Below are 22,646 nucleotides of genomic sequence, written 5' to 3'. Positions count from 1 at the left end.
AATCTTTCGGAAATGAAAAAAATATTTGTCATCGGAGGAATGAAATGCGGGACAAGCTCTTTGTACCAAATGTTCAAGTCTAACGATGAAGTTTGTCTCTCTAAATTCAAAGAACCTAGTTTTTTTACCAAGCGATTTCAAAATGGGATGGATTGGTACCAAAACCAGTTTGAGCCCACAGAAAAAGCGAAATACCTGATGGATGTATCACCGAGTTATTCAAAAGTACATTTGTTTCCACATTGTGCCAAACGAATTCACGAGTATGATGCAGATGCTAGGATTATTTATATTGTTCGCGATCCGCTGGAGAGAATTGTTTCCAATATTTATCACGATTTACTCAGAGGTAGATTGACAACGAAACAGATAGTCCAAGTTCTGGCTTCCGATGAAAACTACATCAATACCAGTGCTTATAACTCACAAATCAAACCTTATATTGACCTATTTGGAAAAAAAAATGTATTGATTTTACAATTTGAAGAGTTAAAGTCTAATCTTCCGGAATTCAACAAGAAAATATCAGATTTTCTCGGAATAGATTTTTATGTTGATGTGGTTGCTGCACAAAACGTTTCGGAAAACCGCTATTTAATCAAGTATTATGATGTCATACATTCACGTTTCGGGAACAGTTTTATTTCTAAAATGTATTTTCTTTTGTGGCGCCTTATCAATAAAAAAGTAAGCAAACCAAAACTCAGTCAAGAAGAATTAAATTTCATATACAATAAACTACAATCGGATATCGAAGAGTTTATCCCAAAATTTCAAATCAATGAAAGCCTCTGGAAAGTTTGGAGCGCAGCTAAAAACAATGAATAAATGAAAGTATATATTCACATAGGGCTGCACAAGACAGGTACAACTTACTTGCAGTACAATATTTTTCCCAGCCTGCAGAATTTTCATTACGTGCAATTGCCGCCTTGGCGCATACTGACCAAAAATGATTTAACGGAACAGGAATTGACTCAATATAAAGCGGAAACCTTAAAAGACTGGGATCAACAAAAAAATGTCATCATCAGTAATGAGTATTTCTCGGGTGCCATTGAAAAGTTTACCAAACGGGAAACAGTCCATATTTTAGATAACCTTAAACTAATGTTTCCCGAAGCGCAAATTATCATGGTGTTGCGCAATCCCAAAGGGTATTTCAATTCATTATACAATTTCAGAGTGGTTACCCGAGGTTTTTGCACTAAGTCAATGAGTGAGTATTATAGTGAAAACAGAAAGCATTTTGTTGAAAAATTTGATTATGATTATCTGTTAAAGGCTGTTAGTGAAAGATTCGCAAAGAGGCATATTATCAAGTATGAACAAATAAAAGACAACAATGAATATGTTGCCTTTGTTTGCAGAACGTTGGATATTCCTGTTTTTGAAGTGTCTAATGAGGTTAAAGAAAACACCAGTTCCAAGAAAGGGACACAGGTGAAAACACATTTAGTACTGAACAAAATTTTTATGACGGGCCTTTTAGAGTATTTCCCAGAAAGCCGTTTAAAGAATTACTTAAAAGTAAAATATTTCAACTTCAAACAATCCAAATCGATTAAAAAAATATCGAAAAAGATTGAAAAATCAGGATTTATGATCAACAAAGAAAACAAGTTAACTGCCAAACAAGAGCAAGAACTCGATGCCTTTGTAAAGCGATATGACGAACTCCAATTTTAATCATGACAAAGTTTAGCTTGCCCAATACTGTAGTTACGTATCACGATTTTGTAGACGTTTCTAAATTTGAGAAACAACTTCAGCTTTTGGCACGTCGTAAAGATGTTTTGGTTACTGTTGATGACGGAGATTTGAGTTTTTATGACAAAGCCTTTCCCTTATTGCAACAATATAAAATACCGGCTGTTTTATTTATTATTCCGTCTTTAATAGGTACTGAAAAGCCATTTTGGTGGAACGAAGTATATTATTATTTGGGTCCTAAAGAAGCTTCGGGAGTCATTAAAAGATTAAAATCTATTCCGAATACAGAAAGAATAAATGACCTGGAAAAACTAAGAAAGAACTCTGACAAACCACTGCTAAAACAACGACAACTGACAATTGACCAATTACACGAAATGCAAAAGTTCGGAGTTGTTATTGCTAATCACAGTTTTTCCCATCCGATGTTTGACCAATGCAGTGAATCTGAAATACGTAATGAGTTGCAAAAAACTAAGGTTTTTTTCGAGGAAAACCAACTGAATGGATATGAAATTTTTGCTTATCCAAATGGTAGTCACAATGCTCTGTCTGAAAAAATACTGAAAGAAGAAGGAATAGAATATGCTTTTCTTTTTGACCACAAACTTAATCAAGGAAGCCCTAATCCGTTGCGTATCTCTCGTCTAAGTGTAAATGAAACTACACCGCTTTGGAAATTCAGGTTTATCCTTTCGGGCTGGCATTCCAAAATAGTGCCCTTGACCAAAATGCTTCATAAAATTTTAAAAGGATGAATTATATAACATTCAAACAAAAGGTCTTTTCCCGTTACCGAAAATCAACTTTGATAAGTAAGCTGTATGCCTTTTTCGGCAAAGAGTTGCAACCCCGAAAATGGGTTTTTATTCTGGGCTGTTACAATTCGGGAACGACACTTTTGGCCGAAATTTTCGAAAAGCATCACCAATTGGATGTGTTGCCGGATGAAGGTGTTATGCTAACTGATCAACTACCGAGACCGGAGGATTTTGGATGGCGCAGAATGTGGTGGCAATGTGAAAATGAAATGCAAATTGATAAGAACAAAGCGTCCCAAGCAGCTAAAACCATAAAAAAACATTGGTCCCATTTCCTTAAAACCAATCCGGAGATTGTGGTCGAAAAATCGATAGCTAACGCTACCCGTATTGCTTTTTTTGAAAAGCATTTTCCCAATAGTTATTTCATTTATATCGTAAGAGATGGCTATGCCGTTGCTGAAGGAATTAAAAGAAAGGCAGTAGTTATGCCGGAACACCAGTCTGAATTAGGCAAGGATTACCCGATTGAATTTCCGGCAGAACAATGGCAAAGGAGTTTGGATGTCGTAGCACAACAGAAAGAGAACACAAAATTTTTTTTAGAAATCAGTTACGAGGAATTTACAACTGATGTCAAAGAGACAAGTTTGAGAATTAGCAATTTTTTAGGCATCGACCCGTTTGATGACCAGTTGTTGCAAAGCGATTTTGAAGTACATGGGAACAAAATGAAAGTAACCAATCAAAATCACAAAAGTTATGTGCGTTTAAACGAAGATGAATGGAAAGCCATCAATAAAATTGCTGAAAAAGGATTAAAACAGTACAATTATTTCAGTGAAACCCCCATCCGCTAATGAGAGTATTATTCATACAAGACAGCCTGGGAACCGGAGGCGCTGAAAGATCCAACGCTGAGTTGTGGTATTTTTTGCGTAAAAAAGAGGTGGAATTAAAAGTAGTGGTCTTAGAACATCGCCAAAAAGGGATTGAAAAAGAAATTCTCGAAAATGGTTTTGACGTTGTCTTTATAGATCATCAAAATATTTGGCAACAGGTAAATAACATTGCTGAAATTATCAATGATTTTAAACCGGATATCGTACACTCTGTTTTGTTTAGAGCTACCATGCGGACACGTTTGGCAAAATTTAAAACAAAGTTTTTTCATGTGGAAAGTTTAGTGAATTGTACCTACGACCCAATTCGTTTTTCTGACCCGAAAGTTAATAAATGGACGTTGCATTTTTATCAGTGGTTGGACAAGAATACCCAGATTAAAGGCACGGATAAATTTATTGCCATAACCAATGAAGTGAAGGAGCATTACATCCAAAAGTTGGGAATTAGTTCTGAAAAAATAAGTGTTGTTTTCCGTGGCCGAAAAGAAAATGATTTTATAGCCCATCAAATGGAAATAAGGCAAAAGCTGGCAGAAGAATTGCAGTTTGCCACCGCTGATATTATCATTACTCATGTAGGAAGACAAGAATTTCAAAAAGGGCATCTCGAACTGTTGCAAGCCATAAAAAGCATAGACAGCCAATTGTCACAGTTGAAAGTGCAATTCCTATGTTGTGGCAGAGATGGTAATAATACCAATGAAATTGAAGCTTTTTTGAGCAAAGAAAAATTACAAACTCCGATTCGTTTTTTGGGTCACCGACAGGATGTTAACCAAATTATGGCTGCTTCGGATATTTTTGTTTTTCCTTCTAAATATGAAGGTTTGGGCGGTTCATTGATTGAGGCGCAAGCGGCTGGTTTGCCAATTGTTTGTTCGGATATCAAAGTGTTTAAAGAGGTTGTGAATAAAAATGAAAATGCTTTAATGTACCAACTTGGAAACTGCAACGATTTAGCTGAAAAACTGCTGACACTTATTCATTCAGAAACCTTAAGAGAAAAAATGGGTCAAGCGAGTTTGGTCAATTTTCACAAAAAATTTCAATTAGAAAGCGTAAACTTGCAAATGTTAGAAAGCTATCGTAGCTTCCTGAACTAAATATAAAAACTATGTGGGAATTTATCAAAGCAGATTGTAAAAGGCACGGCAGTAAAAATTATTTTTTGCTGTTCTTTACCAATCCTATTTTGCGATTTAGTGTCCTTTTTAGGTTAAATCAAAAAATAAAAAGATTCAATCCTCTAATTATTTTTTTACGTCTTTGGCTAAAAAATGTCAAGCAGAAATACAATATTCAAATACCAATCCATACCAAAATAGGGAAAGGTTTTTTACTCAATCATTTTGGAGGTATAGTGATTAATCAAAATGTAATTCTCGGCGAAAATTGTAATGTTTCTCAGGGGGTAACCTTAGGAAACGTCAGCCGAGGTAAACTCAAAGGGACACCAACTATTGGTGATAGAGTATGGATTGGGGCTAATGCAGTTGTGGTGGGAAATATAAAAATTGGAGATGACGTATTAATTGCCCCGTTGAGTTATGTGAATTTTGATGTTCCCGATAAAGCGGTAGTAGCTGGTAATCCGGCGGTTATTGTTAACTATAACACGAGTGCCGGCTATCTTAAGAATTTGTCCTAATAAAAAAGCAATTGATTATCTTCCAACTCATACAAAAATTTCAACTTCGGGGAGCCGAAATGTTTGCCGCTCAATTGTCGCAGCATTTGGAGGCCTCCGGAAATCAGGTTTTCTTGGTTTCGCTTTTTCCGGGCACGGTCGAATTGCCTTTTTCGGGAGTCAAAATAAGTTTAAATAGACCGATTGACAAACGTTTTTTTGACTACCAAGGTTGGAAAGAACTATCCGAATTGATTGCCAAACATAACCCTGATGTGATACAGTGTAATGCCGGAGATACTTTAAAGTTTGCTGTATTGTCTAAAAAAATATTCAAGTGGAAGCAACCAATAGTGGCCCGAAATGCCAGTATGGTTAGTCTTTATATTAATAATCCAATAACCAAAGCAATCAATCACTGGCTGTATAGAAACGTTGATTTTGTCATTTCGGTTTCTGAAAATTCCAAAAAAGATTTAAATACGATATTCCCTGAAACGATTGCAAAATCTACCGTAATTCCGGTTGGGATTGATCCCCATGAGTGTAAAGCTGTCGTATGGAGAGGTGGAGCCGATGCACAAAAACACATCATACACGTAGGTGGGTTCAGTTTTGAAAAAAACCATGAGGGGCTGCTTTCGATTTTTAAAAAGTTTGTCGAAAAACGCCCAAATGTTCATTTACACTTATTGGGTGAGGGCCCTAAGAGAGCGGCAATCGAGCAACTTGCCGTTAACCTGAAACTTAACGATAAGATGACATTCTATGGCTGGGTTTCCAATCCGATGGATTATATTTGTAAAGCAGATGTTTTGGTGCTGCCCAGCATTATTGAAGGGTTACCGGGCGTAATTTTGGAAGCAATGATTTCCAAAAAACCGGTTGTTGCTTACAATGTCGGAGGGATTTCTGAAGTTGTTCAGCTGGGTGTGACCGGGTATTTGGTTGAAAAAAATGAGGAATCCAACTTTGCGGAAGCCTTAGAAAAAGCAATTTACCAAGACAATGAAAAGTTGATTCAAAACGCCTATGATTTGGTCAGCCAAAAATATAATAACATCATTATCGCCCAGCAATTTGATCGGATTTACCATCAACTGAAGCGATAAATTAATTGGAGAAACCTGATTTTGGAAAAAATAAAAATACTGCATATTATCAAATCGTTGGGTCGCGGAGGCGCCGAAATGTTGTTGCCCGAGACACTGAAGATACACAATACCACAACCTTTGAATTCCATTATATTTATTTTTTGCCTTGGAAAAACCAAATGGTGTCTGCTATTGAACAGGCAGGAGGAAAAGTAACCTGTTTTCAGGCCAAAAACAATCTTACCTTATTGATGCAATATGCTAAAATTGCAAAGTATTGCAAAGACAATGGCATACAAATTATCCATGCTCACTTACCTTGGGCAGGAGTTGTGGCCCGAATGGCAGGAAAAGTGGCCAAGCTTCCGGTATTGTATACCGAGCACAATAATTTTGATAAATACCATTTTTTGACACGTGTTTTGAGTGCCGTTACTTATAAATATCAAACCAAAGTTTTGGCCGTTTCTGAAGATGCCAAAGAAGCTCTGGAACGACGTCGATTATTTCATGATATTGTTTATGTTCCAAATGGAGTAAATACTGCTTTTTTTTCTAAAGAAAGCAGTTTTAGAAAATTAAATGACGTTGAGACTTTTGTCGGAGAAGACAAAGTTATTGGTACAGTGGCGGTGTTCAGAAAGCAAAAGCGATTGGATGTTTTTGTGGAAGTAGCCCGTTTGGCCCAACAAAAAAACTTGCCTTTCAAATTTTTGATGGTGGGAGAAGGTACTGAAATGCCTTTGGTCAAATCGCTGATTGCACAATATCAGTTACAGAATATTTATCTTGCAGGCTTGCAGGAAAGTCCGGCTGATTTCATGAAATACATGGACGTTTTTTTGATTACGAGCGATTTTGAAGGATTGCCTGTTGCGTTGTTGGAGGCGATGAGTATGGAAATTGTTCCGTTTTGTACTCCGGTAGGTGGTATTCCTAATGTAGTCAAAGACAATCAAAATGGTGTTTTACTGAAGAGTCAAGAGACAACCGAGATAGTATCGCAGTTGGAAGCTAAAGTCTTGGGCGAAATTACTAATTTTGGAAGCTTGCAAAAAGCAGCACGAGCTACCATTGTTGCCGATTACAGTATTCAACGCATGGTTCACCAATTAGAAACGATTTATACCGAAGTGCTTCATGAGCGAAAATAAGTTTGTTTATCAACTGGCTAAGCCTACTGATGTAGAGCAGATCGTTTCACTTTTTGAGCGCTGTCTCGGGTCAGATGGAGGTGCGCCAACTACGGAGTTTTGGAACTGGAAGCACCATCAAAATCCGGCTGATGTTTCGCCTGTGGTTTTGGCTTGGGATGGTGATAAACTAATTGGGATAAGAGCTTTTATGTGCTTTAAATTCCAAGGGAAAGACGGCATGTATAAAGCGTATCGTCCCGTGGATACTGCTACACATCCCGACTACCAAGGAAAAGGGATTTTTAGAAATCTGACGTTATCGTTGATAGAGGATTTAAAGACCACTGACGAAAAAGCGTTTATTTTTAACACACCCAATTCGCAATCCAAACCCGGTTATTTAAAAATGGGCTGGATAGAGTGGGGCAAGCCGCTGTTACAGGTTTTACCGGCATTTCCGTTTTCAAAAAACAGCTTTGACTTAGACCACAGTCGGTTACGAGTATATGATTTTTCAAAAATTAAGCCGATTGCGACAAATCATTTGGCGGTTTACAAAGATTCGGATTATTATAAATGGCGTTATCAGCAAATAGCGTTACAGTCTTATGGTTTGAAGGAGATACAATCAGGAGATGATCAATATGTTATTATTTACCGTCAAAAAAACATCAGATTTTTGAAAGAATTTCGGATTTGTGATGTGATAAAAAACAATAGCAGTTGCTCTGGTATACCGGTTTCGGTTTTTGTAAAACTCTTTTTTGCTTTTGGATTCGGATTTATTTCTTTTATTGATAAAACCCAAATTTGGCTGAGCATAAAGCTTAAGAAAAATGCTCCCATGGTGACTTTCAGAAAAATTAACGACCATGACGATACACTCCGTTTTCAGGAGATTGATTGGAACATTGGTGAACTTGAACTCTTTTAGGTATGTGTGGAATTTTTGGTTGTATCGGAACACTGAATACAGAGCAAAAGCAAAAGGTTACGAGTGCTTTAAAGCATCGTGGGCCTGACGGTCAGTATTTTAAAGAGATTGACGGATTTACTTTTTTTCATGCCCGATTGAGTATCATTGATGTGGCCGGAGGAAATCAACCTTTTGAAACCGATAGAATTGCGATGGTTTTTAATGGTGAAATCTACAACTATAAAGAGCTAATGCAAAAGTATCAACTGCAAATGCGAACGGCTTCAGATACCGAAGTAATTGTGCAGTTGTTTGAAAAAATGGGTACTGCTTGTTTTCAGGAACTGGATGGGATGTTTGCCTTTGCCTTATATGACAAACTGGATAAAAAAATCTTTTTAGTACGGGACCGAGTGGGTAAAAAACCACTTTATTTTTCACAGAAAAACGGTTTTGCTTTTGGTAGTGAGTATAAAGCAATTACTTCTTGTTTTCCCGGATTTCAGATTAATGAAGAACATGTGAAATGGCATTTGCAAAAAGGTTTTGTCGCAGGAGAGAATACTGTGTATCAAGATTTGTTTGAAGTATTACCGGGCCATTTTTATTGTTATAATGTTCACAAAAAAAGCTTACAAAAAGAACAATTTTGGAACTTTGAAAACTACTTTGCCAGTCCGAAAATTAAAAATCAAAATGAGGCGCTGCAACAACTGGATATTCTTTTTGAAAATGCTGTCAGAAAGCGCATGTTATCGAGTGATTTTGAAGTTGGAGCTTTTCTGAGCGGTGGGATTGACAGTAGTTTGGTTTGTGCCATGGCAGTAAAAACCAATCCGAATCTGAAAACCTTCACGGTGAAGAGTAAAGATGGTTTTGACGAGTCGGCAGTAGCGGCAATGATTGCCAAACAATTGAAAACGGAGCATCATGAATTATATGTAGATTATGATTCTTTGCCTAATGATTACGAAAAAATCCTATTATCATATGGAGAACCTATTGTAGATGAAAGTATCATTCCATCTTATTATGTAGCCAAAGCCGCTTCTGAACATTTGCGTGTAATATTGAACGGCGACGGAGGTGATGAGTTTTTTGGCGGGTACAGAAGGTATTCGCTATATAAAAATTACAACAAGTTAAAGGCGGTAAATTCGCTTTCGGGCGGATTGTCAAAATTTTTACCTGCTTCAGACAAGAACAGTCGTTTGGCAAAATTGAATCGCTTGTCGGATTTTTTCAGTTTAAAAGGAGAAGCACAATATTTTAGCGCTTCTACGGATTTGTTTTTTGATGCTCCCGGATTTGAATCGGTTATGGATCTGAATTATATTTCGCAGGCTGATTTTTCGGACTCAAAATATGATGCTTTAGAGCAAACCATGTTGACCGATTTTTATGGAATTTTGCCCAAAGTATTGTTCAAGAAAATGGATATTGCGACCATGCAAAGTGGGTTGGAAGGGAGGTCTCCTTTTATTGATAAATCGTTGATAGAGTGGAGTGCTTCTCTGGATTCCAATCTTAAAGTAAATGGGTTTACTACCAAATATTTATTGCGCGAGCTGAATAAAAAATACATTGACGGGGCGGTGTATAAATTGCCTAAAAAAGGTTTCGAAGTTTCGGTAAAAGATTTGTTGCAACATCAACTCAAAGAATTATATCAGGATTATTTACACAGCAGTAATCCTTATTATGCTACCTTTATCGACAAAAAATATATAGCCGATTATTACCTCAATGCCGGCAAACTTAATGATGTTAAACGATATAAAGGATTGTTAGCATTATTAAATTTGGAAATTTGGCACAAAAACATAACCAAAGTGTAAATGGGATTTGTAGTTTTACTAGTTGTTTTATTTTTCTTAAACGAGCAAATTTACAGGAGAATTGCGGCCAAGAAACCATTGGCTTCTATTAGTTTGTTGAGAAAGCTATTCCTGTATCATTTGTTATTGGCTGGGGTTTATTTTGCTTATGCTTCTTTTAATCCAACCGATTCCAAACACTACTTCAATGTGTTGAGCCAATTGGATATCAGTTGGGGCGAAACGATAGCTTTGACCAATTGGGGTGTTTTCTTTATAGAATTTCCGTTTGTAAAATATCTTGGATTTGATTATCCTCTTTGTATGCTTCTTTTTTCTTGGTTCGGATACATCGGATTTGTTTATGCCTATTTGTTCTTTATCGAAAACATTAAAGAAAAAATCATTGTTTTTCGTAGATATGATTTTTTAACCTTACTGCTGTTCTTGCCTAATATGCATTTTTGGTCAGCTTCTTTAGGAAAAGGATCTGTCATTTTTATGGGAGTCATGATGTTTATTTATGCCATTCAGTTTCCCAAACAAAGAATAGTAATATTGATTTTAGGAGCTTTTTTTATTTATTGTATCCGAGCGCATGTAATGTTTTTTATGATAGTTGGGGTCATGTTCGGACTTTTTTTCGGAAGTGATCAGAAATTGTCAAAAGGGATGAAGTTTTTTTTGATTCTTTCAGGGGTGTTATTTATTTATCTAGCTTCAAGTTCTATTTTGGCGGTTGCCAATCTGGAGAAGTCAGATGATTTAGTAAACGATTTTACAGAGTTTGCTTCCATACGTTCTGAAGGGTTATCAGAGAATGCGGGATCCGGTATCGATATGTCAAGTTATCCGCTTCCGTTCAAATTATTTACTTTTTGGTTTAGACCGTTGTTTGTAGATGTGCCTAATGTATTAGGTTATTTCAGTTCGTTTGAAAATCTACTTTATTTAATGTTGTTTTTTAAAATTTGTAACAAATCCTTTTTAAGTTTTATTAAAAAAGCCCCTTCAGTTGTTAAAATGAGTGTAATGATCTTTTTGCTTACTTCGTTTGCTATGACTTTTGTGATGTCTAATTTGGGGATTATCATGCGGCAAAAATCACAGGTAATGTATTTTGGGTTCTTTGTAATCTATTATTATTTGGCAGATAAAAAAATCAGAGAACGGAATCATTGGGAAAAAATAGAAGCTCAATCGCAAGAAGTTTACGAAAAGCAAAACAAAGAGTTTTTAAATTATTAAAAATATGAAGACAGGAGCTTTAGTTATTTCTCTTGATTTTGAATTGGTATGGGGTATTTTTGATCACATTGAGATAGCCGATAAAGTCTCTTATTTTAACAATACCCTAATAGCAATACCTAAAATGCTCGAGTTGTTTGAGCAACATAATATCAATGTGACTTGGGCTACGGTTGGCATGCTTTTTAATGAAAATTGGGAGGAATGGCAGGCTAATGTTCCGCAACAAATTCCCACTTACGATAAAACAATTTTAAACGCATATGCTTATGGTGAATTGCATAAAAAAAGCGGTTTTGACCAATTCTTTTTTGCTCCTCATTTGATTAAAGCTATTCAAAGTGTAAAAGGACAAGAGTTAGCAACTCATACTTATTCCCATTATTATTGCTTGGAAAAAGGGCAAACTGTCGAACAATTTGAAACCGATATAAAACTGGCTGTTAAAATGGCTGACCAATTTGGGGTTCAATTGCGCTCGCTGGTTTTTCCCCGAAATCAATTTAATAAAGATTATTTACAGGTTTGTACAGAAAATCTACTGACAACAGTACGCAGTAATCCCGGAGATTGGTATTGGGATACCACAAGACCGGATACGTTATTGTCAAAATTGGCCCGTACCGGAGATGCTTATTTTCCAATAGGAAAAAAATCATATTCCATTTATGGTATCGATAAGCAAATGCCTTTTTGTCAACCATCAAGTCGCTTTTTTCGGCCTCAACACAAAATAGAATTACTTAATAAAGCCAGATTAAATCGTATCAAGAATGAAATGATTCAGGCGGCTAAGAGAGGAGAAGTCTATCACTTGTGGTGGCATCCGCATAATTTTGGTATTGATACCCATAATGCTCTCAAAGCTCTTCAGGAAGTCATAGCAATATACCTGGATTGTCAGCAGACTTTTGGTATGCAAAGCCTGACGATGCAGCAACTCAGTGATAGTTTTGTAGGTTAAACAGAATCCTGTGAATGTCGGTTTTTTAACTATACCTACGTTTTAATAAATATTTTTATTTTTGTTTTAAACTGCCCTATAAACCAATATGTAGATAATGATTTTCAACTCATACGCCTTTGCCCTTTTTTTACCGATAGTTTTTGTTCTGTATTGGTTTTTATCAAAAAAAGATATACGCTACCAAAACATATTATTGCTTGTGGCAAGCTATGTCTTTTATGGCTGGTGGGATTGGCGTTTTTTGTTTCTGCTTATTTTTTCCACCTCCCTCGACTATTACACAGGCTTAAAGATGTATCATGCAGCAACAGCTGTAACAAAGCGAATCTGGTTTTGGATAAGTGTAGGAGTTAATCTGGGGTTTTTAGGATTCTTCAAATACTATAATTTCTTCATTACTTCGTTGCATGATTCCTTCAAAAGCGTAGGGGTAGATTTTAATTTTTATACACTGAAAATTATCTTACCAATCGGAATTTCGTTTTATACTTTCCACGGTTTATCCTATGTGATCGACATTTATAAAGACAAAATCAAGCCTGAAAAAGACATCATAACTTATTCTTTATTTGTTAGTTTTTTTCCGTTGTTAGTTGCCGGCCCTATAGAAAGAGCCACTCATTTATTACCTCAGTTAAAAACCAAACGGTTTTTTACTGATAAGTTTTTTCGCGAAGGAATACTCCAAATTGCTATGGGATTTTTTCGAAAAATGGTCATTGCCGATAGTTTGGCCGTATATGTAGACAGCATTTATGGCAATTCAGAAATTCACAACTCCAGTTCGTTAGTCTTGGCTTCCGTTTTTTATGCATTCCAAATATATTTTGATTTTTCGGGTTACTCAGATATTGCGATTGGTACCGCAAAATTATTTGGCATAAAACTGTTGGATAATTTTAACTTACCATATTTCTCAAAATCGCTAACCGAGTTTTGGCGACGATGGCACATGTCTCTTTCTTTTTGGTTGAGAGATTATCTTTATATTTCATTAGGAGGCAACCGAAAAGGAATTAAAATTACTTATCGAAATTTAATGATAACAATGTTGTTAGGAGGTTTGTGGCATGGAGCCTCATGGAATTTTGTGATTTGGGGAGGTATACACGGATTAGTTTTGAGTTTTGAAAAATTTTCTTTTCAAAAATTGAAAATAAACGATTTTGGTTTTTTAGGAGGAATAATAACATTTGCTATAGTAGTTTTGGCATGGGTATTCTTTCGATCACCCGACATACACACGTCTTTATTTATTATTCATAAGTTTTTCTCCTTCGATTACGGAGCACCGTTTATTGGTGACATTAATATTATGATTAACTCAATAGTGGTGTTGCTCATTGGTCTGAGTTTCGATACTTATCTGTTTAAAAAAGAGATTGCTATCGAATCCTTCGGAAGTAGGATAAGTACGTTTAGCTTGGTTGCTTTGGTTTGCTTTTTGACCATGTTGGTTGTGTTGTTTTATTCGAATTCTACTAACTTTATTTATTTCCAATTCTAATGAAATCATTCAAATTATTCATCATCGTTATTTTGTCGATTTTTATATTGGATAAAATTGTCTTTTTCTGTTTGTTGCAGGTAGATAAAAGAGTTTTTGTAGGTGAGGGAGTAGGGAAATTAAACCAATTTTTAAAGCTGAAAGACACTACCGAAATTATCTTTTTTGGGAATTCCAGAACCAATCATCATATCAATCCTAAAATGTTTGGTAAATCGTCCTACAATATGGGGGTTAATGGCAGAAAAATGGCTTTTAGTGCCACGCTAATTCAAACCTTGCCAAAAAACAAAAAACAATTCGTGGTGTTGCAATTGGATCCTAATAATGTTTTCGAAAAAGACTATGCAGGTGATGACATGGATGCTCTTTTGGTGAAATATCATCAGAACAGAATCATTCGAAAGAAACTGATTGAAATGAGCCGGAATAATTATTTTTCAAGCGTCATGTGGTCCTTGGATTATAATGGATTGGTCTTGTCATTGCTGCGGAACTTTGTCAAACCCAAATACAATTATAAGAAGTATAATGGTTATGATCCAATCAAAAACAACAAAGCACAGAAAGCCATTTTTCTTAAAAAATTGAAAAGAAACGGAAGAAAAAACAAATGTGAGGAAACCTATCAAGCTTCTGATATCAACAATACATGTTTGGATGAAATCGTCGCTTTTTGCAAAGTAAACAACAAAGCACTCATTGTCTTTACTTCTCCGGTTTACAAAGACAAATGCAAAAAAGATAACACAGCCATGAAGCAATTAATGGAATCCAAAGGGATTAAATATTACGATTTCACCGATTTTTACGCTAAAAATGACAATCTGGATTATTGGAAAGACGAAGAACATCTGTCAAAAATTGGAGCTGAAGAGTTCTCGGTTTACTTGGCTGATTTTCTTAAAAATGATTTAAAATAAATTAGCATCTTGAAACAAAAACAAGTCATATTACTCTTTCTCTATCATCTGATTTTTATTGTTTTTGCTTATGATTTTAGAGTCTTAAAAGGAATTTCGGATGCGCATTTGTATTGGGCTCAAAACTTTGATATTCATAAATATGTGTGGTTGGATTTTGCCAATTACGGCACCGATTTTATTCTTTTTCTGAACTACCCGTTGCTAAAGCTGGGATTGCCTTTCTGGTCCGGTTTTTTGATATATGGATTGATCGGTTTTTTCGGAGTTTTAAAATGGATGCAATGGGCCGTTTTGGTTTTGGGTAGCAGCACCATATACAAAAAAGTTAATCTTGTCTACCTGTTGGCTTGGTTGCCCAACCTGCATTTTTGGACTGCTAATCTGGGGAAGGAAGCTTTGGTTTTTTATGGATTGGCTGGTATTTTTTATGCGATGGCAAGTCATCATTACAAAACGTTTAGTTTTATTACGGGCTGTCTGTTGGTTTTAATCATTCGACCGCATGTGGCATTGATGCTTTTGACAGCTGTAGCATTGGTTGTTGCGTTTCAAAAAAATCAATCGATGAAAAAGAAAATAATCATGGTCTTTGTTTCGATTTCGGGAATGCTGGTGTTGTTTTATATGGTGTTGCAACTTACTAAAATTCGCTATTTTGATTGGAGCAGAATTCAGCGGTATAACGATTTTTCGGTTTATTCATTCCGGCATTCCGGGTCATACATTCCAATGCAGGAGTATGATTATTTTTCCCGAATTTTCGCTTTTAACTTCCGACCCTTGTTTTTTGACGTTAAGTCTATTTTAGGTGTATTGGCCAGTGTGGAAAATGCATTGGTGCTTTTCGTCTGTTTATTGGGGTTGTTTTTCAGCATTCGATATCTTAATAAGATTCATTATTCTAATTGGATGAAGGTTGCTTTTGGGTTTGCCTTAATCTCAAGTCTGTTATACGTGCAGCGTTATGCCAATTTGGGGATTTTTATGCGAACCAAGATGATGTTTCAGCCTTTTATGATGGTCGCATTATTTTGTATCATTAGTCAAGGTTTGGTGCTTTACAATTCAAAAAAGTAAATGAAAAAACAAAAACTTATCCGGATTACAACAGTTCCTATCTCATTGGACAAACTGCTCACAGGGCAATTGCGTTTTATGAGTGCTTACTATGAAGTTACCGCTGTTTCATCAGAGAAGGAAAACTTAGAGAAAATTGGCAAAAAGGAAGGCGTGAAAACATTTCATGTTGAGATGTCAAGGAAAATTACTCCGTTGGCTGATTTGTTGGCCGTTTTTCGTTTGTTTTTGTTTTTGAGAAAAGAAAAGCCTCTAATAGTACATTCTCATACGCCCAAAGCCGGAATAGTAGGGATGCTCGCGGCACGATTGGCAGGGGTTCCGAATCGATTACATACTGTGGCTGGGTTGCCACTGTTGGAAACCACGGGTTTAAAAAGAAAAATACTCGATGGAGTTGAAAAGTTAACTTATGCTTTGGCAACCAAAGTTTATCCAAATTCCCAAGGATTACAGGAAATTATTATTCAGAACAACTACTGTAAAGCAACCAAATTGAAAGTTATAGCCAATGGGAGTTCTAATGGAATTGATACTGATTTTTTTACTCCGACATTATATTCTGATGAATCGAAGAACATATTGAGAAAGCAGTTGGCTATAGCCGAAACGGATTTTGTTTTTGTGTTTGTTGGGCGATTGGTCAAAGACAAAGGGTTGAATGAGATGATAGCTGCTTTTGAGTTATTACAAAAAACGTATTCTCATGCCAAGCTACTTTTAGTAGGGGATTACGAAACCGATTTAGACCCCTTGTTTCCTGAAACAATGACTGTTATTCAGCAAAACGAGAATATAATTAGCGTTGGGTTTCAATACGATGTACGGCCTTATTTCAGTATAGCTAAAGTTTTGGTTTTTCCGAGTTATCGCGAAGGGTTTCCTAATGTAGTTATGCAGGCAGGCGCTATGGCACTGCCTTGTATTGTATCTGATATTAATGGTTGTAATGAAATTATTGAAGAAGGGATTAACGGGACAATCATTCCAGTCAAAAACAAGGAAGTGCTCCTGGAAAAAATGACTTTGCTCATGGAAAATCAGGAATGGTATCTTCAATTGCAACGTAATTCAAGGCCCATGATTACTTCACGGTATGACCAAAAAGTTGTTTGGGAGTCCATCTTGGCAGAATATCGTAATCTTTAAATAATTAAGTTTTTTTCTTCTCTGTTATTTAGTCTTTCTTAAAAAAAAAGAGAGACTGGATACTGTTTTTTATAGTACATAATAACGAATTATTTAACGCTTCAAATGCATCTTTTTCAAGTGTCTTTAAATGACGAATTTTCTATGCTAAAAAGATTATTTTCTTTGGAGTGAATATGGTACACTTTTTTTAAAAATCAATTAATCGATATTTAATTGCATTTCGTCTAAGCTTAACGACTTAAAATCGTTATAAGTACGCATTTAATCGTTTAAAAAATTTGTTTTTCATAAAAACTATCTCTTCCTTTGTCTGGACTATGGAGACGGAGGATTTTTCTTTTGTTTTTTAGGTTAAGAATCTGTGGGTCAATGATGATTTTACAGTTGAACAAAACGTTTTGTTTGATCTGTAAAAGCATGGCGCTCCGGAATAACGTTTACAAGTCTAAAAATTCTAAATTTTGAGCATATGAAAACATTTTTACTTTCAACCCCAAAAAAAATAAATGTTTTTGGAATACTAGCCAAGAAAGCTGTTAATCAATCATTCCAAAAAGGCTATTTTGTGATGATGCTAATTCTGGGAAGTTTTTCTGTACAGGCGAATGTGGGAATTACTACTGCAACAGGCGGAACCAATATATCTGCGGACAAAGCAGCCAATGCTGCTTCACCGGCTTATACAACTTTAGGAACAATAGTAATTGCTGAAGGTGTTAATAAAGATTTAAAAAATGGAACCTTTATTTTGAGCGCGCCTACAGGTTGGACTTTTAATAATACAGGAGTGTCTGTAACAGGCGGAGCTTCAGGAAGTGTTGCTTATACGAACAGTACAACTATTACCTTAACCATCAGTGGGCTTTCAAACGGAGCCTCCGAATCATTTAATATAGTAGGAGTATCAGTAAGAGCGATTGATGGAGCTAATGTAACTGCTGCAGGAAATATTACTTTTGGAGGTGGTACAATAGTACAAGATGCGACTAATTTAACTGTTGGAACCAATTTAGGAAGCTTGTCACAAACTTTCGGAACGATGACTAAATTATTAGTTACTCTGCCGGGAGAAACTTTTACGGATGGTACTACTGTTGCCGGAAGCGGAAACACAGGGACGCCAACAGCCCAAACGGTAGGGACTTCTTTCAATATCAGTAATCTAAGAGCTATTGATCAATTTTACAATGTAGTAACCTCTTATACAGGAGCTAAAACGATTGCTTACAGTGGACCGGGTACCAGTTCAGGAGGTAGTCCTACTTACACAACCTCGGTTACATTTGCTTCAGGGGTTTCTACAACAACATTGGCAACCTCATTAAGAAAAGCCGAAACTACTACGATAACGGCTACACAAGGAGGTTCTTTTGGTTTAGCAAGTTCGAGCTTTGTTGTCAATGCCAAAGCGTTAACCGTGAGTTCTCCGGCAGTAACTTCAAAAACTTATGATGCTACTACTGCAGCAACAATCACGGGAACTCTTTCCGGTATATTAAGCGGAGATACTGTTACGTTTAATGGAACAGGAACTTTTAATGACAAAAATGTCGGAACCGGAAAAGCAGTAACTTCAACCAGTACTTTGGGAGGGACCGATGCCGCCAATTATACTTTGACACAACCAACAGGCTTAACCGGAACGATTACTGCCAGAGCTTTGACCATTACCGGAGCGGCCAACAGTAAAACATACGATGCAACAACCAGTTCGGCAACGAATCCAACAGTAACTTCAGGAACTATCCAATCGGGAGATACTGCCGCTTTTACTCAAACCTATGATACTAAAAATGTAGGCACCGGAAAAACGATGACGCCTTCAGGAATTGTTACTGACGGAAACAGTGGAAACAACTACAGCTATACTTTTGTAACCAGTACCAACGGAACGATTACCGCCAGAGCTTTGACTATTACCGGAGCGGCCAACAGTAAAACATACGATGCGACCACCAGTTCGGCAACGAATCCAACAGTAACTTCGGGAACTATTCAATCAGGAGATACCGCCGCCTTTACTCAAACGTATGACAATAAAAATGTGGGAACTGGAAAAACCATGACACCTACAGGAATCGTTACTGACGGAAACAGCGGTAACAATTACAGTTATACTTTTGTAAACAGTACTAACGGAACGATTACTGCCAGAGCTTTGACCATTACCGGAGCGGCCAACAGCAAGACGTATGATGCAACAACGGGTTCGGCAACGAATCCAACAGTAACTTCAGGAACTATTCAATCAGGAGATACTGCCGCCTTTACCCAAACGTATGATACTAAAAATGCAGGAACCGGAAAAACGATGACACCGACAGGAATTGTTACTGACGGAAACAGTGGTAACAATTACAGTTATACTTTTGTAACCAGTACCAATGGAACGATTACTGCCAGAGCTTTGACCATTACCGGGGCGGCCAACAGCAAAACTTACGATGGAACAACCAGTTCGGCTACGAATCCAACGGTAACTTCAGGAACTATTCAATCGGGAGATACCGCTGCGTTTACTCAAACGTATGATACTAAAAATGTAGGAACCGGAAAAACGATGACGCCTTCAGGGATCGTTACCGATGGAAACAGCGGAAACAATTACAGCTATACTTTTGTAAGCAGTACCAACGGAATTATTACCGAAGCTGCTTTAACAATTACGGCTGACAATGCCTCAAAGTGTTTTGGTACTACTTATACTTTAGGAACAACAGCTTTTACGACTTCGGCGTTACAAGCAGGGGAAACCGTTGGGAATGTCACTTTGACAAGTTCAGGAGCAGCTTCAGGAGCAGCAGTTGGTTCATATACTATTGTGCCATCAGCCGCAACAGGAGGAACATTCAGTGCTTCTAACTATTCAATTACTTATACAAACGGAACATTGACGGTGAATGCTTTGCCAAGTGCTCCATCAGGAACTGACGGTTCAAGATGTAGTACCGGAACCGTGAATCTTTCAGCCTCTGTCAGCGGAGGAGAAACCGTAGACTGGTATAGTGCGGCTACTGGCGGAACACTGTTGCAAAGCAGTTCTACGTCGTATACAACACCAAGTATTTCTACGACTACAGTTTATTATGCGGAAGCAAGAAATACGACTACAGGTTGTGTTTCGGCAACAAGAACAGCTGTCACAGCCACTGTATATTCTGTTTCAGTAGGAGGAACAGTGACAAACAATCAAACCATCTGTTACGGAACAGAACCGGGAGATTTAACCTTGTCAGGAGAAACCGGTGATATAGTGAAATGGCAAAGTGCCACCGATGCCGGATTTACTTCGCCAACAGATATTGCTGAAACATCAAATACTTTAAGCGGGGTTACAATAGGTACTCTAACTGCCAATACATATTTCAGAGCAGTAGTGCAAAACAATATTTGCTCGGTAGCTTATTCTTCTTCCGTATTGATAACAGTAGATGCTTTGACCGTAGGAGGAACCGTCTCAAATGATCAAACTATTTGTTCGGGAACACAACCTGCGGACTTAAACTTATCCGGTCATACCGGTTCAGTAATTAAATGGGAATCATCCCTAGATGCCGGGTTCACTTCTCCAACAGATATCTTTGTCACTTCAGCTACTTTAACGGGTGCTACTATCGGTACGCTAACTCAGGATACTTATTTTAGAGCCGTAGTTCAAAACGGTTCTTGTGATACAGCAGAATCGGATTCCGTTTTAATTTCAGTGGATGAGGCTCCGGTTGGAGGATCGGTAACGGGAGGTACAGCCATTTGTGCCGGTTCAACCAGTGAGGAATTGACTTTAGGGGGGTATACGGGTAGCATAGTTCGTTGGGAATATTCAGTTAGTCCATTCACAACCTGGACGACGATTGCCAATACTCTTGATACATATACATCAGGACCATTAACTCAAACCACTCAATTCAGAGCCGTAATTGAAAACGGTACTTGCCCGGAAGCTTTTTCCAGTGCAACAACCGTAAGCATTAATACCACTACCTGGAGCAGCGGTGCTTGGTCAAATGGGGCGCCTAATGCTACTACTGCTGCAATCATCTCGGACTCCTACACTTCAGGAGGTGTTGATATGGAAGCTTGTTCTTTAACAGTCAATAATAGTGCTACGGTAAGTATTACTTCCGGAGATAGCGTAACATTGAGCGGACCCATCACGGTAGGAGCAGGATGTTTGGTTACTTTTAATAACAATGCTAATTTAATCCAGTCCGGAACTACAAATACGAATACCGGAGCTGTAATTATCAAACGCAACAGTTCTGCTTTGAAACGTTTGGATTATACTTTATGGTCTTCTCCGGTAGCGAATCAACAGTTGGCGGCATTCTCTCCACAAACGTTAACGAACCGTTTTTATACCTATACTACTATAGATACGAATCCGGCAGCTCCTGATTATACGAATCTGTATGAGCCGATTGATCCAACCACTAATAATTTCGCTACAGCGAAAGGATATTTGATACGAGTGCCAAATAATCATCCGTTGACCGCCACAGTTTGGACAGGGCAGTTTGCCGGAGTTCCGAATAATGGAAATTACAGTTTTAACCTGGTTGATGGGGGAGCAGGAATGCGTTTTAACTTGGTAGGTAATCCTTACCCGTCTCCAATTGATGCGACAGCATTTGTAGGGGATGCAAACAATAGTTCAACAATAACAGGAACCTTATATTTTTGGAGAAAAACCAATAATGCGTTGAGTCCTTCTTACTGTACCTGGACTCTGGGAGGCTTTGTTAGCAATGGCGAAGCACAGGTTTTTGACCCGAATGATATCATCCAAACAGGTCAGGGCTTCTTTGTGGAAGGTACCGGAAGCGGAACAGTAAATTTTGATAATACTATGAGATTGGACAATCATACCGATCAGTTTTTCAAAAATTCAAACACAACTTCTGCTGCTGTGGAAAGAAACAGAATTTGGTTAAACGCTACGAACAGTTCCGGATTATTTTCTCAGGCAATGGTAGGTTATATGACCAATGCTACTCAGGGAGTGGATGCGACTATAGACGGGAAATACATTAATGATGGTGATATTGCGCTGACTTCTTTAATTGATGCAACTCCTTATGCTATTCAGGGAAGAGCTTTGCCTTTTGATGCTACTGATGTGGTGCCGTTAAGCTTTAAAGCCAATGCAGCCGGAAATTATACTATTGCTCTTGATCATGTTGACGGTTTATTTACCGGATCACAGGAGATTTATTTAAGAGATAACACGACTCAAACCATTCACGATTTGCGTGCCGGAAGTTATAACTTCGCTTCAGAAGCCGGTAGTTTTACTTCTCGATTTGAACTTCTGTACCAAATGCCGTTAGGGGTTACTAATCCGGTATTCAATGCAAACCAAGTGGTGATTTATAAAAATCAAACTAATGATTTTGTAATCAATTCAGGAAATGTGACTATGGCTACCGTCAAAGTCTTTGACCTGAGAGGAAGGTTATTAGTAGAGAAAAAAGGTGTCAATGCTACACAAACTACCATAGGAGCAGGATTGGCCAATGAAGTGCTTTTGGTGCAAATCACTTCTGAAGACGGAATCACGATTACCAAAAAAGTGATGCGATAGTTCCTGTAAAAATCAATTGTAAGCCTCAAATTGCCGAAAAGCAATTTGAGGCTTTTTTATATTCTCTTCTTGTACATTTTGTAAAGCCGATGATTTTACTTTTCAGTTGACTGTCAAGCGATTTTTTAAAATAAACAAATAAAATGTATAAGAAAAATAGTTAAAAAGATAAGATTATCAAAAGCACTTGTATTTATGTAAGAAATTAACTTCATTGA

Annotated in this window: 17 protein-coding genes; all 17 read left to right on the top strand. The window is 37.2% G+C overall.

Annotated features, from left to right (window positions below):
* The first annotated feature begins 12 nt into the window (after positions 1 to 12).
* The 17 genes from ACSVH6_RS09780 (at position 13) to ACSVH6_RS09700 (ending at position 22,428) form a co-directional block, all read left to right on the top strand.
* Positions 13 to 828: a sulfotransferase family protein gene (locus ACSVH6_RS09780; RefSeq protein ID WP_438077945.1), complete on the top strand. Its 816-nt coding sequence runs from the start codon at positions 13 to 15 to the stop codon at positions 826 to 828.
* Positions 829 to 1,689 (top strand): sulfotransferase, encoded by an 861-nt coding sequence (locus ACSVH6_RS09775; RefSeq protein ID WP_438077943.1) that lies wholly within the window; start codon positions 829 to 831, stop codon positions 1,687 to 1,689.
* 2 nt (positions 1,690 to 1,691) lie between these two features.
* Complete coding sequence (locus ACSVH6_RS09770) at positions 1,692 to 2,471, top strand: polysaccharide deacetylase family protein (RefSeq protein ID WP_438077941.1); 780 nt, start codon at positions 1,692 to 1,694, stop codon at positions 2,469 to 2,471.
* Positions 2,468 to 3,334, top strand: coding sequence for a sulfotransferase family protein (locus tag ACSVH6_RS09765; protein WP_438077939.1), 867 nt, complete (start codon positions 2,468 to 2,470; stop codon positions 3,332 to 3,334). Before ACSVH6_RS09770 ends, ACSVH6_RS09765 begins: the two co-directional genes overlap by 4 nt.
* The gene (locus ACSVH6_RS09760; protein ID WP_438077937.1) at positions 3,334 to 4,482 is read left to right on the top strand and encodes a glycosyltransferase; all 1,149 of its coding nucleotides are present in this window, start codon (positions 3,334 to 3,336) and stop codon (positions 4,480 to 4,482) included. Before ACSVH6_RS09765 ends, ACSVH6_RS09760 begins: the two co-directional genes overlap by 1 nt.
* 257 nt (positions 4,483 to 4,739) lie before the next feature.
* The gene (locus ACSVH6_RS09755) at positions 4,740 to 5,027 is read left to right on the top strand and encodes a serine O-acetyltransferase (RefSeq protein ID WP_438077935.1); all 288 of its coding nucleotides are present in this window, start codon (positions 4,740 to 4,742) and stop codon (positions 5,025 to 5,027) included.
* A gap of 11 nt (positions 5,028 to 5,038) precedes the next feature.
* Complete coding sequence (locus ACSVH6_RS09750; protein WP_438077932.1) at positions 5,039 to 6,118, top strand: glycosyltransferase; 1,080 nt, start codon at positions 5,039 to 5,041, stop codon at positions 6,116 to 6,118.
* 21 nt (positions 6,119 to 6,139) lie between these two features.
* Positions 6,140 to 7,255: a glycosyltransferase gene (locus ACSVH6_RS09745; RefSeq protein WP_438077930.1), complete on the top strand. Its 1,116-nt coding sequence runs from the start codon at positions 6,140 to 6,142 to the stop codon at positions 7,253 to 7,255.
* The gene (locus ACSVH6_RS09740) at positions 7,242 to 8,171 is read left to right on the top strand and encodes a GNAT family N-acetyltransferase (RefSeq protein WP_438077928.1); all 930 of its coding nucleotides are present in this window, start codon (positions 7,242 to 7,244) and stop codon (positions 8,169 to 8,171) included. Before ACSVH6_RS09745 ends, ACSVH6_RS09740 begins: the two co-directional genes overlap by 14 nt.
* Positions 8,172 to 8,173: 2 nt before the next feature.
* Complete coding sequence (asnB, locus tag ACSVH6_RS09735) at positions 8,174 to 9,991, top strand: asparagine synthase (glutamine-hydrolyzing) (protein ID WP_438077926.1); 1,818 nt, start codon at positions 8,174 to 8,176, stop codon at positions 9,989 to 9,991.
* Entirely contained in the window at positions 9,992 to 11,218 is a 1,227-nt protein-coding gene (locus tag ACSVH6_RS09730; protein WP_438077924.1) for a hypothetical protein, read from the top strand.
* A gap of 4 nt (positions 11,219 to 11,222) precedes the next feature.
* On the top strand, positions 11,223 to 12,182 hold the full coding sequence (locus ACSVH6_RS09725) for a polysaccharide deacetylase family protein (protein ID WP_438077922.1): 960 nt from the start codon (positions 11,223 to 11,225) through the stop codon (positions 12,180 to 12,182).
* Between the two features lie 295 nt (positions 12,183 to 12,477).
* Positions 12,478 to 13,692 (top strand): MBOAT family O-acyltransferase, encoded by a 1,215-nt coding sequence (locus ACSVH6_RS09720; RefSeq protein ID WP_438077920.1) that lies wholly within the window; start codon positions 12,478 to 12,480, stop codon positions 13,690 to 13,692.
* Entirely contained in the window at positions 13,692 to 14,615 is a 924-nt protein-coding gene (locus ACSVH6_RS09715) for a hypothetical protein (RefSeq protein ID WP_438077918.1), read from the top strand. The genes ACSVH6_RS09720 and ACSVH6_RS09715 overlap by 1 nt, the downstream gene beginning before the upstream one ends.
* Positions 14,616 to 14,624: 9 nt before the next feature.
* Positions 14,625 to 15,695: a hypothetical protein gene (locus ACSVH6_RS09710; protein WP_438077916.1), complete on the top strand. Its 1,071-nt coding sequence runs from the start codon at positions 14,625 to 14,627 to the stop codon at positions 15,693 to 15,695.
* The gene (locus ACSVH6_RS09705; protein WP_438077914.1) at positions 15,696 to 16,844 is read left to right on the top strand and encodes a glycosyltransferase family 4 protein; all 1,149 of its coding nucleotides are present in this window, start codon (positions 15,696 to 15,698) and stop codon (positions 16,842 to 16,844) included.
* A 472-nt stretch (positions 16,845 to 17,316) separates the two neighbouring features.
* On the top strand, positions 17,317 to 22,428 hold the full coding sequence (locus ACSVH6_RS09700; RefSeq protein ID WP_438077912.1) for a beta strand repeat-containing protein: 5,112 nt from the start codon (positions 17,317 to 17,319) through the stop codon (positions 22,426 to 22,428).
* Positions 22,429 to 22,646 lie beyond the last annotated feature (218 nt).

Source organism: Flavobacterium sp. XGLA_31, from assembly GCF_051547105.1.
In the GTDB taxonomy this organism is placed as follows: domain Bacteria; phylum Bacteroidota; class Bacteroidia; order Flavobacteriales; family Flavobacteriaceae; genus Flavobacterium.
This window is presented reverse-complemented; position numbering and strand designations above follow the sequence as displayed.

Bases quoted from the DNA above. Each gene is read 5' to 3' on its own strand.
- ACSVH6_RS09780 (WP_438077945.1), top strand. From the start codon at position 13: ATGAAAAAAATATTTGTCATCGGAGGAATGAAATGCGGGACAAGCTCT.
- ACSVH6_RS09775 (WP_438077943.1), top strand. From the start codon at position 829: ATGAAAGTATATATTCACATAGGGCTGCACAAGACAGGTACAACTTAC.
- ACSVH6_RS09770 (WP_438077941.1), top strand. From the start codon at position 1,692: ATGACAAAGTTTAGCTTGCCCAATACTGTAGTTACGTATCACGATTTT.
- ACSVH6_RS09765 (WP_438077939.1), top strand. From the start codon at position 2,468: ATGAATTATATAACATTCAAACAAAAGGTCTTTTCCCGTTACCGAAAA.
- ACSVH6_RS09760 (WP_438077937.1), top strand. From the start codon at position 3,334: ATGAGAGTATTATTCATACAAGACAGCCTGGGAACCGGAGGCGCTGAA.
- ACSVH6_RS09740 (WP_438077928.1), top strand. From the start codon at position 7,242: ATGAGCGAAAATAAGTTTGTTTATCAACTGGCTAAGCCTACTGATGTA.
- asnB (WP_438077926.1), top strand. From the start codon at position 8,174: ATGTGTGGAATTTTTGGTTGTATCGGAACACTGAATACAGAGCAAAAG.
- ACSVH6_RS09730 (WP_438077924.1), top strand. From the start codon at position 9,992: ATGGGATTTGTAGTTTTACTAGTTGTTTTATTTTTCTTAAACGAGCAA.
- ACSVH6_RS09725 (WP_438077922.1), top strand. From the start codon at position 11,223: ATGAAGACAGGAGCTTTAGTTATTTCTCTTGATTTTGAATTGGTATGG.
- ACSVH6_RS09720 (WP_438077920.1), top strand. From the start codon at position 12,478: ATGTATCATGCAGCAACAGCTGTAACAAAGCGAATCTGGTTTTGGATA.
- ACSVH6_RS09715 (WP_438077918.1), top strand. From the start codon at position 13,692: ATGAAATCATTCAAATTATTCATCATCGTTATTTTGTCGATTTTTATA.
- ACSVH6_RS09705 (WP_438077914.1), top strand. From the start codon at position 15,696: ATGAAAAAACAAAAACTTATCCGGATTACAACAGTTCCTATCTCATTG.
- ACSVH6_RS09700 (WP_438077912.1), top strand. From the start codon at position 17,317: ATGAAAACATTTTTACTTTCAACCCCAAAAAAAATAAATGTTTTTGGA.